At 69.1% G+C, this 13,846-nt stretch carries 16 protein-coding genes and 1 tRNA gene; 10 read left to right on the top strand and 7 right to left on the bottom strand.

The features are described 5' to 3' along the window. The coding region (locus AB0305_RS20515) for a hypothetical protein (RefSeq protein WP_366173865.1) at window positions 1-283 on the top strand (283 nt) is incomplete at its 5' end. 118 nt (window positions 284-401) lie between these two features. Here the strand turns inward: AB0305_RS20515 and radA are convergent. Together radA and AB0305_RS20505 are read right to left on the bottom strand one after the other, a co-directional pair. Then, window positions 402-1,775 carry a DNA repair protein RadA gene (gene radA / locus AB0305_RS20510; RefSeq protein WP_364135958.1) on the bottom strand — a complete coding sequence of 458 codons (1,374 nt, stop codon included), beginning with the start codon at window positions 1,773-1,775 and terminating at the stop codon, window positions 402-404. Between the two features lie 30 nt (window positions 1,776-1,805). After that, window positions 1,806-2,933: an FUSC family protein gene (locus tag AB0305_RS20505; protein ID WP_290256986.1), complete on the bottom strand. Its 1,128-nt coding sequence runs from the start codon at window positions 2,931-2,933 to the stop codon at window positions 1,806-1,808. 271 nt (window positions 2,934-3,204) lie between these two features. Between AB0305_RS20505 and pstS the strand changes: the two genes are divergently transcribed. The 4 genes from pstS (at window position 3,205) to pstB (ending at window position 7,386) form a co-directional block, all read left to right on the top strand. Beyond that, window positions 3,205-4,323 carry a phosphate ABC transporter substrate-binding protein PstS gene (pstS, locus tag AB0305_RS20500; RefSeq protein WP_364135961.1) on the top strand — a complete coding sequence of 373 codons (1,119 nt, stop codon included), beginning with the start codon at window positions 3,205-3,207 and terminating at the stop codon, window positions 4,321-4,323. A gap of 193 nt (window positions 4,324-4,516) precedes the next feature. Continuing rightward, entirely contained in the window at window positions 4,517-5,449 is a 933-nt protein-coding gene (gene pstC, locus AB0305_RS20495; protein WP_290256984.1) for a phosphate ABC transporter permease subunit PstC, read from the top strand. Next, window positions 5,450-6,559, top strand: a complete 1,110-nt coding sequence (pstA, locus tag AB0305_RS20490; protein ID WP_364135964.1) for a phosphate ABC transporter permease PstA — start codon at window positions 5,450-5,452, stop codon at window positions 6,557-6,559. A 47-nt stretch (window positions 6,560-6,606) separates the two neighbouring features. Next, complete coding sequence (gene pstB / locus AB0305_RS20485) at window positions 6,607-7,386, top strand: phosphate ABC transporter ATP-binding protein PstB (RefSeq protein ID WP_290256982.1); 780 nt, start codon at window positions 6,607-6,609, stop codon at window positions 7,384-7,386. Window positions 7,387-7,417: 31 nt separating this feature from the next. Here pstB and AB0305_RS20480 read toward each other — a convergent pair whose 3' ends face one another. The 3 genes from AB0305_RS20480 to AB0305_RS20470 all read right to left on the bottom strand — a co-directional run bounded on the left by AB0305_RS20480 (window position 7,418) and on the right by AB0305_RS20470 (window position 10,034). Then, entirely contained in the window at window positions 7,418-8,434 is a 1,017-nt protein-coding gene (locus AB0305_RS20480) for an inorganic phosphate transporter (protein WP_364135968.1), read from the bottom strand. A 1-nt stretch (window position 8,435) separates the two neighbouring features. Further along, window positions 8,436-9,053, bottom strand: a complete 618-nt coding sequence (locus tag AB0305_RS20475) for a nuclease PIN (protein WP_364135971.1) — start codon at window positions 9,051-9,053, stop codon at window positions 8,436-8,438. Between the two features lie 324 nt (window positions 9,054-9,377). Further along, window positions 9,378-10,034 carry a hypothetical protein gene (locus AB0305_RS20470; RefSeq protein WP_290256979.1) on the bottom strand — a complete coding sequence of 219 codons (657 nt, stop codon included), beginning with the start codon at window positions 10,032-10,034 and terminating at the stop codon, window positions 9,378-9,380. 247 nt (window positions 10,035-10,281) lie between these two features. On the opposite strand from AB0305_RS20470, the gene AB0305_RS20465 reads away from it, so the two are divergent. The 5 genes from AB0305_RS20465 to AB0305_RS20445 all read left to right on the top strand — a co-directional run bounded on the left by AB0305_RS20465 (window position 10,282) and on the right by AB0305_RS20445 (window position 13,149). Continuing rightward, window positions 10,282-10,354: transfer RNA gene (locus tag AB0305_RS20465), tRNA-Lys, on the top strand. Window positions 10,355-10,483: 129 nt separating this feature from the next. Then, window positions 10,484-10,987 (top strand): MarR family transcriptional regulator, encoded by a 504-nt coding sequence (locus AB0305_RS20460; protein ID WP_290256978.1) that lies wholly within the window; start codon window positions 10,484-10,486, stop codon window positions 10,985-10,987. A gap of 63 nt (window positions 10,988-11,050) precedes the next feature. Further along, window positions 11,051-11,377: a hypothetical protein gene (locus AB0305_RS20455; protein ID WP_290256977.1), complete on the top strand. Its 327-nt coding sequence runs from the start codon at window positions 11,051-11,053 to the stop codon at window positions 11,375-11,377. Beyond that, window positions 11,374-12,282, top strand: coding sequence for a serine/threonine-protein kinase (locus AB0305_RS20450; RefSeq protein WP_364135975.1), 909 nt, complete (start codon window positions 11,374-11,376; stop codon window positions 12,280-12,282). Before AB0305_RS20455 ends, AB0305_RS20450 begins: the two co-directional genes overlap by 4 nt. A gap of 54 nt (window positions 12,283-12,336) precedes the next feature. Continuing rightward, a complete protein-coding gene (locus tag AB0305_RS20445; RefSeq protein ID WP_364135977.1) occupies window positions 12,337-13,149 on the top strand; it encodes a putative protein N(5)-glutamine methyltransferase in 813 nt (270 codons plus the stop codon). Between the two features lie 56 nt (window positions 13,150-13,205). Here the strand turns inward: AB0305_RS20445 and AB0305_RS20440 are convergent, their stop codons facing one another. Both AB0305_RS20440 and AB0305_RS20435 read right to left on the bottom strand, forming a co-directional pair. After that, window positions 13,206-13,610 (bottom strand): YtxH domain-containing protein, encoded by a 405-nt coding sequence (locus AB0305_RS20440; protein WP_364135980.1) that lies wholly within the window; start codon window positions 13,608-13,610, stop codon window positions 13,206-13,208. 124 nt (window positions 13,611-13,734) lie between these two features. After that, window positions 13,735-13,846 (bottom strand): GlsB/YeaQ/YmgE family stress response membrane protein (locus tag AB0305_RS20435; protein ID WP_366173867.1); only part of this gene is annotated, 112 nt, incomplete at its 5' end.

Here is a 13,846-nt window from a genome sequence, read left to right as displayed (position 1 = left end):
GGCGCGCGCGTGCGTGCTACCGGGCGCGATACCGCGCAACGCGAGGCCTTCATCGCCCGTGGCGCGGACTATGTACCTCGGCATGCTGGCCGTGCTGGTGGACGGCATGGTCGTCATCCAGGGGCGGGTGCTGGCCGTGATGGGCGGCGTCCCCGGCCGGCATCCCGGCATGGCCGTGTACGCCGTGGCCTCGGGCACTGTCGTGCTGGTCCGGGTGGGGGTGCTGGCTCCGGAGCTGGTCCGTGTGGCCGCCGTGCTGGTGTTCCATGGTGCTGCCTCCTGAAAACTCATCGGCATCGTGCACCACTCAACATACCCCTAGGGGGTATGCATGGCAAGGGCCTCACGGCCGGGCGCCCATCGTCCGGCAGTTGCCGGGGGCTGTGCAGCGCCGGAGAGGCTTAGGCGATCAGCAGGCTCAGTGCCTCCGTCAGGTGGCCCACCTCGCGGACCGAGAAACTCTCCGGGACCGGACCGTGCCCGGCCGGGCTCGCGGGAACCACGGCGTGGGTGAAGCCCAGCCGGTGCGCCTCCTGGATCCGCTGGTTGATCCCGGGGACGGGCCGGACCTCGCCGGCCAGGCCCACCTCGCCGAAGGCGATCAGCCGTTGCGGCAGCGGCTTCCTGGCCTTGGCGCTCGCCACCGCCAGGGCGACGGCGAGGTCAGTGGCGGGCTCGCTGAGCTTCACCCCGCCCACCGTCGCCACGTAGGAGTCATCCTTGTGCAGCTGGCAGCCGGCACGTTGCTGCAGCACCGCCAGCAGCATAGCGACCCTTGAGCTGTCCAGGCCGCTGGTGGCGCGGCGGGGCTGGGCGTTGGCGCTCTCTGCCAGCAGCGACTGCACCTCCGCCAGCAGCGGCCGGCGGCCCTCAAGGGTGACCGTGATGCAGGTGCCGGACACCGGATCCTTGGTGCGGGAGACGAACAGCCCGCTCGGATCGGCCAGCCCGGTGATGCCGTCCTCGTTCAGGTCGAAGCACCCGACGTCGTCCGTGGGCCCATAGCGGTTCTTGACCGCCCGCAGCAGCCGGAGCCGGGAGTGCCGCTCACCCTCGAACTGACAGACCACGTCCACCAGGTGCTCCAGGAGCCGGGGCCCGGCGATGGAGCCGTCCTTGGTCACGTGGCCCACCAGCAGGGTGGTCATGTTGCGGCGCTTCGCCGCCGCGATCAGGGACGCGGCCACCTCGCGGACCTGGGAGACGCCGCCGGCGCTGCCGTCGACGTCGGCGCTGCTGAGCGTCTGCACCGAGTCCACCACCAGCAGCCTCGGCTCGAGTTTTTCCACCTGGCCCAGCGCCTGGCCCAGGTCGGTCTCCGCGGAGAGGTACAGCGACTCGGCGACGGCGTCGATCCGGTCCGCGCGCAGCTTCACCTGGGCGGCGGACTCCTCGCCGGTGACGTAGAGAACGTCCTGGGCGGTCCGGGCGAACTTGGCCGCGACGTCCAGCAGCAGGGTGGACTTGCCGACGCCGGGTTCACCGGCGAGCAGGATCACGGCGCCGGGAACCAGCCCGCCGCCGAGCACCCGGTCCAGTTCGTCCACGCCGGTGGGCAGGAAGGCGGCGGTGGTGGCGTCGACGTCGGCGATCCGGCGGGCCGGTTCCAGCACGGTGGTGGCGGCGGTGGTCCGCGCCACCGCGGCGCCGGTTTCCTCCACGGTGCCCCACGCCTGGCACTCACCGCAGCGGCCCACCCACTTGGCAGTGGTCCAGCCGCATTCCGCGCATTTATAGCCCGGCGCCTTGGCGGCCCGGGAAGTCTTTGTAGCCATTGCTCCACCCTAACCTCGGGCACCGACAGGCTAGAGCGCAGGCAGGATGTCCCGGGCCTCGTCCGAGTTCACGCCGGAGGCCTCCAGCAGGTCCACCATCAGCGGACGGAAGAGCATCACCACGGTCTCGCCCTCCAGCCGCTGCACGTCCAGCAGGCGCGGGTGCAACCGGCCGGCGATCTCGCTGAGCTCCACCCGGGCGGTGCGCAGGTGGGCGCGGCGGACGCCGTCGTGCACCTCCGCCAGGCCCAGCCCCAGCTCGTCGATCGCCGCCGCCGTTTCCATCAGCACCTCGGCGATGTTCTCGGTGGCGTCGTCGGAGAGCGCGGCGTGGTTGATGGCGCTGGTCAGGCGGCGGGCGAAGACGCGGCTGTTGCGCAGGGCAAGGTCGATGTAGTCCAGCGACTGGGACAGCTGGTCCAGTTCGTCGCGGTAGCGCCGGTAGGCGGGCGCCAGGGTGGCCACCTCGCCGGAGGAGCGCAGGCTCTGCCGCATCGCATCCACCAGCGGCTGGCAGTTCCGGCCGCGGATCAGCGCGTGCCAGGCCTGGGTGGCGTCGCTGCGGGTCAGCGCCTCCGAGCATTCCCGGAGCACCTCGGCGAGTTCGTGCAGCAGCTTCTTGACGTCGTTGCGCGGTTCGCGGCGCGGGTCCCGTGGGATCAGGAACGTCACGAGCAGCGCGCAGACCCCGCCTACGACGGCGTCGATGCTGCGGGTGAACGGACCGCCGGCCGGGGCCGGAAGCAGCACCACCAGCAGCGACTGCAGGCCCAGCTGCGTGGTGAAAATCGTTCCGCTGTCCAGGAACCGCGCCAGTAGAATCGAGAAGAGAAGCACGACGGCGGCCTGCCAGATTCCCGCGCCCAGCCAATGCAGCAGCAGGTCACCCACCACAATGCCGATGGTGCAGCCCAGGCCCACCTCCACGACGCGGCGCAGCCGCGGATCACGGGAGAAGCCCAGGGCGATCAGGGAGGAGGTGGCGGCAAACAGCGGCCCCGTGTGGCCCAGGACGTACTCGGCGAAGGCGTAGGCCCCCACGGCGCACGCGGTCATCTGGACCGCCGGCAGCAACGAGTTCCGGCTCCGGACGAAGCCGGTACGAATCCGCCCACGCAGGAACCGTGCGCTTGCGGAAATCCCTGTAGCGGCGGCCATGGGGTCCAGTCTATTTGCTGGCCCCGCTGCCCGCTCCGCGTGGCGCGGCTCTTACGACCGGTCCGCCCGCAACGCAACCATCAACGGTCGAAATCGCTGCAGATGTCAGCCGATGGCCGGGATTCGTTAACCCGCCGTTCACTTTGGACCCCAATTCTCTTCACTTGGGGCACTTAGCGTCGGTAAAGGTACAAAACGTACCCACCGTCTTTTCTGTACGGACGTCTCCGGTCCGGCACGCATCTGTTTATCCCTGGAAGGGGTACATCTAGTGAAGGCATCACGCTTCGGCCGCAACGCGGCCATCGCTGTTATCGCAGCCGGCGCCCTGGCGCTCACCGCTTGCGGCTCCGACAACGCGACCAACTCCACCGCGGGCACCCCGGCCGCCTCCGGCCCCAAGGTCACCGGCACGCTGACCGGCATCGGTTCCTCCGCGCAGGGTGCGGCCATGGACGTGTGGAAGACCAACTTCGCCTCCGCCAACCAGGGCGCCCAGGTGCAGTACTCCCCGGACGGCTCCGGCGCGGGCCGCAAGGCCATCCTCGACGGCTCGGCCCAGTTCGCCGGCTCCGACGCGTACCTCAAGGATGACGAGTACGCCTCCTCCAAGGCCAAGTGCGGCCCCGACGGCGCCCTGAACATCCCGGTCTACATCTCCCCGATCGCCGTGGCTTTTAACCTGCCCGACGTCAAGGACCTGAAGCTGGACGCCGCCACCGTCGCCAAGATCTTCCGCGGCCAGATCGCCAAGTGGAACGACCCGGCCATCGCCGCCCTGAATCCGGACGCCAAGCTCCCGGACCTCAAGGTCACCCCGGTCAACCGCTCCGATGACTCCGGCACCACGCAGAACTTCACGGACTACCTGTCCGCCGCCGCGTCCGACGTCTGGACCGACAAGTCCTCCGGCGTCTGGCCCGCATCGCTCAAGGGTGAGAACGCCAAGGGCACCTCCGGCGTCGTCAAGACCGTCACCGACACCCCCGGTGCCGTGACCTACGCCGACGACTCCGCCGTCAGCGGCAAGCTGGGCGTTGCCCAGATCAAGGTGGGCAACGGCTTCACCACGATCTCCGCCGACGCCGCCGCCAAGGCCGTCGACGCCGGCAAGCCGGTCGAGGGCCGCGCCGCCAACGACCTCTCCATCAAGCTGGACCGCAAGACCACCATCGACGGTGCCTACCCGATCGTCCTGGTCTCCTTCCACGTCGTCTGCAGCACCTACGACAGCAAGGAAACCGCGGACCTGGTCAAGGCCTTCGAGAATTACGTCGTCTCCGACGCCGGCCAGAAGGCTGCCGCCGAGTCCGCGAAGTCCGCACCGCTGTCCAAGGCACTGCAGGACAAGGCCGCGAAGTCGATCGAATCGATCAAGGCAAAGTCCTAGGGGATCCCTTTCCCCGCAAGGCATAGTGGAAACACCAGCCTGAGCCAGGTTCCCTGTCCCGGCCGGGCGGTCATTGACCGCCTGACCGGGGCAGGGAACCTAGCCGTTTGTCCGCCGTACCCCAGATTGACCGCCGCGCAACGGGCGTGACCCGTCCGCCGCGCAGCGCAGATCGAAGCTGAAGGATCGTGAAGTGACCACCACCTCCCTGACCACGTCCCGGGGCGCAGGCCGCGCCGGTGACAAAGTCTTCTCCGCAGCCACCCTGGCCGCCGGGTGCCTGATCCTTGCCGTCCTCTTCGGCGTGGCGCTCTTCCTGGTGATCCAGGCCGTCCCGGCGCTCGTCGCCCCGCCGGACAAGATCCAGGGCGGAGCGGGCTTCTTCGCCTACATCTGGCCGATCGTGATCGGTACCCTGATCGCCGCCGTGATCGCCCTCGTCATCGCCACCCCCGTGGCGATCGGCGTCGCGCTCTTCATCTCGCACTTCGCCCCCCGCCGGCTCGCCTCGGGCCTGGGCTACGTGATCGACCTGCTCGCCGCCATCCCCTCGGTGGTCTACGGCGCCTGGGGCGCGGCCTTCCTGGCCCGCGAAATCTCCCCGGCCTACGGCTGGCTCGCCTCCAACCTCGGCTGGCTGCCGATCTTCCAGGGCCCGGCGTCGGCCACCGGCAAGACCATCCTGACCGCGGGAATCGTCCTGGCCGTCATGGTGCTGCCCATCATCACCTCGCTCTCGCGCGAAATCTTCCTGCAGACCCCCAAGCTGCACGAGGAGGCCGCGCTGGCCCTGGGCGCCACCCGCTGGGAGATGATCCGGATGGCGGTACTGCCGTTCGGCCGCCCCGGCATCATCAGCGCCATCATGCTGGGCCTGGGCCGCGCGCTCGGAGAGACCATGGCCGTGGCCCTGGTGCTCTCCTCCGGCGCCCTGACCGCCAGCCTGATCCAGTCCGGCAACCAGACCATCGCCGCCGAGATCGCCCTGAACTTCCCGGAGGCCAGCGGCCTGAAGGTCAGCACCCTGATCGCGGCCGGCCTGGTCCTGTTCATCATCACCCTCGGCGTGAACATGCTCGCCCGGTGGATCATCACCCGGCACAAAGAATTCTCGGGAGCCAACTAAATGACTGCCACCCTGACCCCCGTCAAGAAGCGCTCGGCCCTGACCAAGGGCCAGCTGCCCAAGGCCGCGCCGTACATCGTCCTGGCCCTCGCCCTGATCCTCGGCGCCGCCATCCTGGCCCTGATCGGCTTCAACCCCTTCGGCTGGGGAATCGTCTCGGCCATCCTCTTCACCGCGGGCCTGGTCGGCTGGAGCGCCGCCGTCGAGGGCTCCCGCCGGGCCAAGGACAAGCTGGCTACCTGCCTGGTGGTGGGCGCGTTCCTGATCTCCCTGCTTCCCCTGGTCTCCGTGATCTGGACCGTGCTGGTCAAGGGCCTTCCCGGCCTGCTGGATCCCGGGTTCCTCGGCACCTCCATGAACGGGGTGACCGGCGCGTTCGACAACAAGAGCGTCGAGAACGGCGCCCCCGTGGTCGGCGGCATCTACCACGCCCTCATCGGCACCGTGCAAATTACCCTGCTGGCCACGGTCATCTCCGTGCCGGTGGGCCTGCTGACCTCGATCTACCTGGTTGAATACGGCGATGACCGCCCACTGGCCCGCGCCATTACCTTCTTCGTCGACGTGATGACCGGCATCCCCTCGATCGTGGCCGGTCTCTTTGCCGCGGCGTTCTTCTTCGCCGTCGCCGGCCCGGGTACCAAGACCGGCGCCGTCGCCGCCGTCGCCCTCTCCGTGCTGATGATCCCGGTGGTGGTCCGCTCCAGCGAGGAAATGCTGAAGATCGTCCCGAATGAACTGCGCGAGGCGTCCTACGCCCTGGGCGTGCGGAAGTGGCGCACCATCCTCAAGGTGGTCATTCCGACGGCGATCTCCGGTATCGCCTCCGGCGTCACCCTCGCGATCGCCCGCGTGATCGGCGAGACCGCCCCCATCCTGGTCACCGCCGGCTTCGCCACCTCGATCAACAACAACGTCTTCGGCGGCTGGATGGCCTCGCTCCCGACGTTCATTTACACCCAGATCCTGAACCCGACCTCGCCGTCGAACCCGGGACCGTCGGACCAGCGCGCCTGGGGCGCGGCCCTGGTCCTGATCATCCTGGTGATGCTGCTCAACCTCGCCGCCCGCCTGGTGGCCCGCATCTTCGCCCCGAAAGTCGGCCGCTAGGCCCGCGCCGGCTCCGGACCCTCAATCTCTCCCAGTGAAGGAACAGCATGTCTAAGCGCATCGACGTCAAAGACCTCAACGTCTACTACAGCAAATTCCTGGCCGTCGAGGACGTCAACATCAACATCGACGCCAAGTCCGTCACGGCCTTCATCGGCCCGTCCGGCTGCGGCAAGTCCACCTTCCTGCGCACCCTGAACCGGATGCACGAGGTGATCCCGGGCGCCCGCGTGGAGGGCGAGGTGCTGCTCGACGGCGACAACCTCTACGGCCCGGGCGTGGACCCGGTGACGGTCCGCTCGCAGATCGGCATGGTCTTCCAGCGGCCCAACCCGTTCCCCACCATGTCCATCCGCGACAACGTGCTGGCGGGCGTGAAGCTGAACAACAAGAAGATCTCCAAGGGCGACGCCGACGCGCTGGTGGAGCGCTCGCTGCGCGGCGCGAACCTCTGGAACGAGGTCAAGGACCGCCTGGCCAAGCCCGGCTCCGGCCTCTCCGGCGGCCAGCAGCAGCGCCTCTGCATCGCCCGCGCGATCGCCGTGGAACCGCAGGTCATCCTGATGGACGAGCCCTGCTCCGCGCTGGACCCGATCTCCACCCTCGCCATCGAGGACCTCATCAACGAACTCAAGGATGAGTACACCGTGGTGATCGTGACCCACAACATGCAGCAGGCCGCCCGCGTCTCGGACAAGACGGCGTTCTTCAACATCGCCGGCACCGGCAAGCCGGGCAAGCTGATCGAGTACGGGGACACCCACACCATCTTCAGCAACCCCACCGTGAAAGCCACCGAGGACTACGTCTCCGGCCGCTTCGGATAAAGCCGGGGGGCTGTTCCGCCTTTGCCTTGCACTACAGGTTTGAGAGCGGCGAGAGTGCCAGCTCCAGCACGAAGGCCACGGCGGCGGTCACCAGCGGCGTGAGCGTCCAGAACGCCAGGATCCGCAGCACCAGCCGCCGGTTCGTGGCGGCGTAGCCTTGGTTCGCCCCGGCACCGAGCACCGCCGCGGTGACGGTGTGCGTGGTGGACACCGGCCAGTGCAGCCCGATCGCGCCCACCAGCAGGATCAGGCTGCTGTAGAGCTGGGCCACGGACCCGCGCAGCGGATCGATCCGGACCAGGCGGTGGCCCAGGGTATAGGAAATCCGCCACCCGCCCGCCAGCGTCCCGGCGGTCAGCATCGCGGCGGTCAGCAGGGCCACCCACACCGGTATGGACCCGCCGTCGGCCAGGCCCGCCGCGATCATCGCCAGGATCAGCACGGCGCTGGTACGCTGCCCGTCCTGCAGCCCGTGGCCGAACGCGACGGCGCCCGCGGCCACGGCTTGGGCGCGCCGGGCGCGGCTGTTGACGACGCCTGGGGGCGTGTAGCGCGCGGCCCACGTGGCCGGCCAGACCAGCAGGTATGACCCGGCGAAGGCGATGGCGGGGGAGATCAGCAGCGGCAGCACCACCTGTACCATCAGCGACTGGTCCACTCCCAGCACCGAATGTCCGCCCACCGCCACGCTGGCGAGGCCGGCGCCGGCAAGGCCGCCGACCAGCGCATGCGTGGACGACGACGGGATGCCCCGCCACCAGTTGTAGACGCCCCACAGCACCGCGCTGAGCAGTCCGGCCATCAGGATGGTCAGGCCGTTGCCGCCGGCCGGCAGCACCACCCAGGTACGGCTGACCTCCAGGGCCATGGCCGCGCTGAGCGCCGCCCCGACGAAGTTGAACAGCCCGGCCAGCAGGACCGCAATAGTCGGCGTCAAGGCACGGTTGCGGACGGCCAGCGCCACCGAGGAGGAGGCGTCCCGGAAACCGTTCAAGAAGGCGAAGGCCGCGGCGAACAGCACCACCGCGGCGAAGAAAAACAGGGACACGTCAGGATTCCTTGACGATGATGCTGCCTACCTGGGTGGCGATCCGGCGCATGTCCTTCGTGACATCAACCAGCTGGTCGGCGATGTCCCGGTTGCGGGCGTATTGGGCGGACTTCATGTCCTTGAGCATGTCCGCCACCCAGACCCGGTGCGTGCGCTCGGCCCGCTTGGTCAGGCGCAGCACCTCGATCCAGTAGTCCTCCAGCTCGTCCAGGTTGTTCAGCTGGCGCATCGCCTCGACGGTCAGTTCCGCCTGCCGGCTAATGATTTCCAGCTGGTCCGCGGCGCGGCGGGGCAGCCGGTCCAGCTTGTAGAGGAAGACCAGGTCCGCGGCGGCGTCGAGCTTCTCCATCGCCTCGTTCAGGTAGCGGGAGAGGGCGTACATGTCGTCGCGGGGTACCGGGTTGAGGAAGCTGCTGCGCATGTGGGTCAGCAGCGCGAAGTGCAGCTCGGCCGCCTTCGCCTCGTGGTTGTGCATGTCCTCGACCAGGCGGGAGTGTTCGGCCGCGGGCGCACCGAGGATCTCCGAGAGCGTGCCGGTGGCCAGCAGGATCTGCCGGGCCATCTGGGACAGGAGGTTCAGTCCCGCAGGTTCCTGGGGAAAAAGTCGCAGCTTCACGTGGGGTTACCGGTCTCCGAATGAGGCGTACACGGGCGTGGTCCGCCGGCCTTGATTCGAATTGATCGGCCCGCGCATGAAGATCACTTTACCGTCCGGTGGACGGCGGCCCTGCGGGGGCGGAACAGAGGGGGAAGAGTAGATGGTGCCGAGCCGGATACGCCTCTCGGCGGTAGGCCGCTCTAGGCGGCTAATTGTTGAAGCCCGGGGGTTTCGCAGCTCGGCACCGATTTTAGTTTTCTACGCCCGACGGACCAAGTCAAGATTGACACCGGGGCCCCGGCGGGCGTATCCGGACCCCGCCACGGCCGGTCCGGTGGGTCTCTAGTCGAGCTCGCCGAGGCGCCACGCGTTGGCCGCGTGCTCCAGGTCCTCCGCGGTTTTGACCAGCAGGTGCGAGTTCCGCGTGAGCTTGGTGGCGTGCCCGGCGTTGCTGTGCTCGGCGCCGTCGGCGAGGGTGGCCTGCCCCAGGGCAACTACCCGGCAAAACGCCGCGGACCGTTCCAGCGCGACGTCGAACTCGCCGTCGAAGGCCCCGGAGAGGATTGCATCCGCCATGGTGCGCATCTCCTCGGCGCCCGGCGGCTCGGCGGCACCGGCGACGGCGTGGGACACCTGCGCGGTGTCCTTGCCGGCCCGGAAGTACACCGAGATCCGCTCCGGATCCTGCACCGTCGCGGCGCGCAGGGCATACAAGCGCCACAGGGCGCCGGGCAGGGACCGGGCCGGGCTCTCGGCCCACATCTCGGCGATCGCCTCCAGGCCCTGTTCGTCGGCGAGCTTCACCAGGCGTTTGGTGACCTTGGGGTCGTCACTGTCGCGGCCGCGGCGGACCAGCGCCTGGGCGGCCAGGTGGGCCGCCTCTGACACGCGGGCCGGATCGGCGCCGCCGGCGAACGGCTCGAAGTCGATCGGCGCGAAGGGCTTCGGCTTGTGGTGACGGACGGGGCCGGGATTGCCGGTACCTGCTTGCTCGCTCATGCCACCACGCTACTCCTGTGCCATCGGGGAATCGAGCGTCCGGCGGGGCCCGGCAGCCCGAACCGGGAAGGTGCCCGGAACCGGTCCGGGGCGCCCGCGCCGCCGCGGGATCGGCCCGTTACGGCGCGTCGGCGGTGAAAAGCGCGGCGTGGTCTGCGGTACAGTGTTAACGTCCAGAAATGGATGGCGCTGCCACTGCGCCCGGAGCCGGTTTCTGCCGCGTTTCCCGTGCAGCGGCCGCTTGAGGGGGCCTTTAGCTCAGTTGGTAGAGCATCGGACTTTTAATCCGTGGGTCGTGGGTTCGATCCCCACAGGGCCCACTCTTTTAGCGAAGAGTGGAAATTCCCCCGGCATCCTGGCGACAGGACGCCGGGGGTTTTTTTGCGTCCCGCACCCGACAGGCCACGTTAGGAAGCCTGTCTAGTTATCAGCTCGGCTAGGATTGATCTATGGACTCCCATGTAACGGCAGACTCAGGCTACTGGTACGGCTTGGAGGGGCAGGTTGATGCCCCCACCGCCGTGCTGCAGGCGCTCCGCGGCTACCGCTCCGCCGAGGTCGCCACCCGGCGTTCCACCAGGGACTCCATGGGCATGGGCGAGACCGACCTGCTGGCGCTGCGCTACCTGCTCCGCGCCCAGTCCTCCGGAGAGCGGGTGGGGCCCAAGGACCTCAGCCGCATGCTGGGAATCACGACGGCGTCCACCACCTCCCTGATCGACCGGCTGGTGCTCAGCGGGCATGTCCGCCGCGAGCCGCACCCCACCGACCGGCGCTCCCTGGTGATCGTCCCGACGACGGAGACCGACACCGAGGTCCGGGAAACCCTGGGGCAGATGCACCGCCGGATGCTCGAGGTTGCCGAGGGCCTCACGCCCGACGAGAGCCGCGTGATCGTGTCCTTCCTGCGCAAGATGACCGAGGCCCTGGACGAGCACACCGCCAGCCACTGACTAGAGCAAAGTTCCGGGCCTCAAAACTAGCTAGTTCAGCTAGCGATATGTATGCTTATCAATGTGTTGGATAACCTATCGCGCAAAAATGATGAGTCGCGGCTGCTGACCATCGACCACGGCTTCGGGCCCGAGGCGGGCTCCCTGGATGTGGAGCTGGAAAACCAGGCCCAGACCGCGGACCGGACCTCCGCTGCCATCCGCGCCCTGGCCCCCAGCCACTGCGGCACCCCAATGCAGTGGGAGGCCCCGGCGCTCGCCACCATGGCCGACTACTCCTATGAGCCCGACGGCGGGCCGGCCTCGCTGCCGCCGGTCTGGCGCTGCTCCTGCGGCTTCCAAGTCGACGGCATCCTCCACCCCTCCAACGCACTGGCCTCCCTTTCGTGAGCGCCGTTCCGGTCACCGAGGCCCTCCTCCCGGCAGCCGAGCTGCCCGGCCTCGACGCCAGCCTGCTGGCCCTCCCCAACGAACCCCAGGGCCGCTTTCTGGTCCACGAGCGGCTGGGCCGCGGCGCAACGTCCACGGTCTACCGCGGCAGCGACCTCGCCACCGGCCGGCCGGTCGCCATCAAGGTTGCCGAGGGGCCGGCCGAAAAGGACGCCTCCCGGATCCTCGACGAGGCACGGGTCCTCGCCTCCCTGGACCACCCCGCCGTCGTCCGCTTCGTTGCGGCCGGCACCGTCCCCGAGGGCGACCGGTGGGCCGGCCGGCCTTACCTGGTGGAGGAATATGCCAGCGGCGGAAGCCTGAGCGACCGCATCCACCAGGGCGCCACCGAGCCCGCCAACGTCGCGTCGTGGGCCGCCGATGCCCTCGCCGGCCTCGACCACGTCCACGGCAGGGGCCTGGTCCACCGGGACATCAAACCCGCCAACATCCTCGTTAGCCAGCTGCGGCGCAGCTCGGTACGGCTGGCCGACTTCGGCATCGCCGTGACGGCCGGCACCACCCCCGAGGCCGGCATGTCCTCCGGTACGGTGCACTACATGAGCCCGGAGCAGGCCAAGGAACAGCCGCTCCACCCCGCCACCGACATCTACGCCCTGGGCCTGGTGCTCCTCGAGTGCCTCACGGGGGAGAAGGCCTACCCGGGGACCCCGGTGGAGTCGCTCGTGGCCCGCACCCTCCGCAGCCCCGCGATCCCCGCAACGCTGGGCAACGGCTGGACCAGCCTGCTGAAGTCGATGACGGCCATGAACCCCGCGGACCGGCCCAGCGCCGCCGCCGCCCGCAAGAAAGTCCTCCGGCTGGTACCGGCACGCCCGCAGCCGTCCCTCCGGGTGGTGGGCTGACCCCGACCGCGCCGCTAGCATGAAGTTCCCTACCCGCGGCGGACGGAACGGCCCATGCAGCACACCGGTACCCGGCGGCAGGACATTATCCGGCGGCTCCGCAGCGCCGGCTGTGTCTTCGCCGAAGAAGAAGCTGACCTGCTGCTGGGCGCTGCCGCCGACGCGGAACAACTCGAAAACCTCGTGGACCGCCGCGTCTCCGGCCTACCGCTGGAACACCTGCTGGGCTGGGCGGACTTCTGCGGGCTGAGAATCGCCGTGGATCCCGGGGTCTTCGTCCCCCGCCGCCGCACGGAATACCTCGTCCGGCGTGGGGCGACGCTGCTGCGGGAGCTCGACGCCGGTCCCGGGCGGCCGCCCGTGGTGGTGGACCTGTGTTGCGGCTCCGGAGCGGTGGGGGCGGCGCTGGTCGCGGCCGCCGGCCCGCTGGAGATGCACGCCGCGGACCTTGACCCTGCCGCCGTCGCCTGCGCGCGGCGTAACCTCAGCGCACCCGGCGCCGCTGCCCACACCGGCGACCTGTTCGAAGCCCTGCCCGAGGAGCTGCGGGGCCGCGTGGACCTGCTGGCGGTGAACGCGCCGTACGTGCCCACGGATGCCATTGCCGCGATGCCCCCGGAGGCCAGGCTCCACGAACCCCGGATCTCGCTCGACGGGGGAGCGGACGGCCTCGCGTTGCACCGGCGCATTGCCGCCGGCGCCGCGGAGTGGCTAACCCCGGGCGGCTGGCTCCTGATCGAAACCAGCCGGAGCCAGGCCCGCGCCACCCGTTCCATCCTGACGGACAACGGCTTCGCCGCTTGGATCCGCACCTCCGCCGCGCTCGACGCCACGTTAGTGGAAAGCCGACTGCCGCCCGGAGCGTAACTCCGGGCGGCAGTCGAGGCCTCTCCGAAACCGCAGCGAAAACCGCTAGCTGCGGCCTAGTTCGGCGTGACGTGCTTCGGCGCCTCGTCGGTGCCGAGGTTCGGGGTGCCCACGTGGGTGCTGTGCGCCGGGATTGCGCCCGTGGGTTCTGCCGTGGCGGTGTCCTCACGAGAGGCGGCGTCGGCTGCGTTCGTGGCGCCGTCGTCCGCTGAGCCGTCGTGGTGGACCTTGGAGGTGATGACCGTTCCGGCGCGGCGGGCCGCCTCGGCCAGCTGGCCCGATACTTCCGGGGCCTTGTCCTTGACCGCTTCAGCGGCCGCGGAGACGCCGTCCTGCACCGGCTTGCTTTGCCAGAGTTCCGACGCGCGGGTCTTCAGCTTCTCGTACGCGGCGCGGCCCGAGCGGGACCCCAGGATGTAGCCGGCGGCAAGGCCTGTGCCGAAAACAAGTTTGTTCTTCATACTGCGCTCCTAATCCGTGCTGATTGGTGGATATTCGCGGTGGTTTTACAACCCCCGGTGGATATCCGGGAACAAAAAACCGGCCCCGGGAGTAAATCCCGGAGCCGGTTCCTGGTGCTCCGACTTAGCGGTGCGAACGGCGGGTGATCATGCCGTAGATGAGCAAAACGATGATCGAACCAACGATCGCCAGCAGCCAAGTGGTCAGCGAGAAGAAGTCCTGCAGACCGGTGCCG

The organism is Arthrobacter sp. NPDC080086 (assembly GCF_040702285.1).
This window is presented reverse-complemented; position numbering and strand designations above follow the sequence as displayed.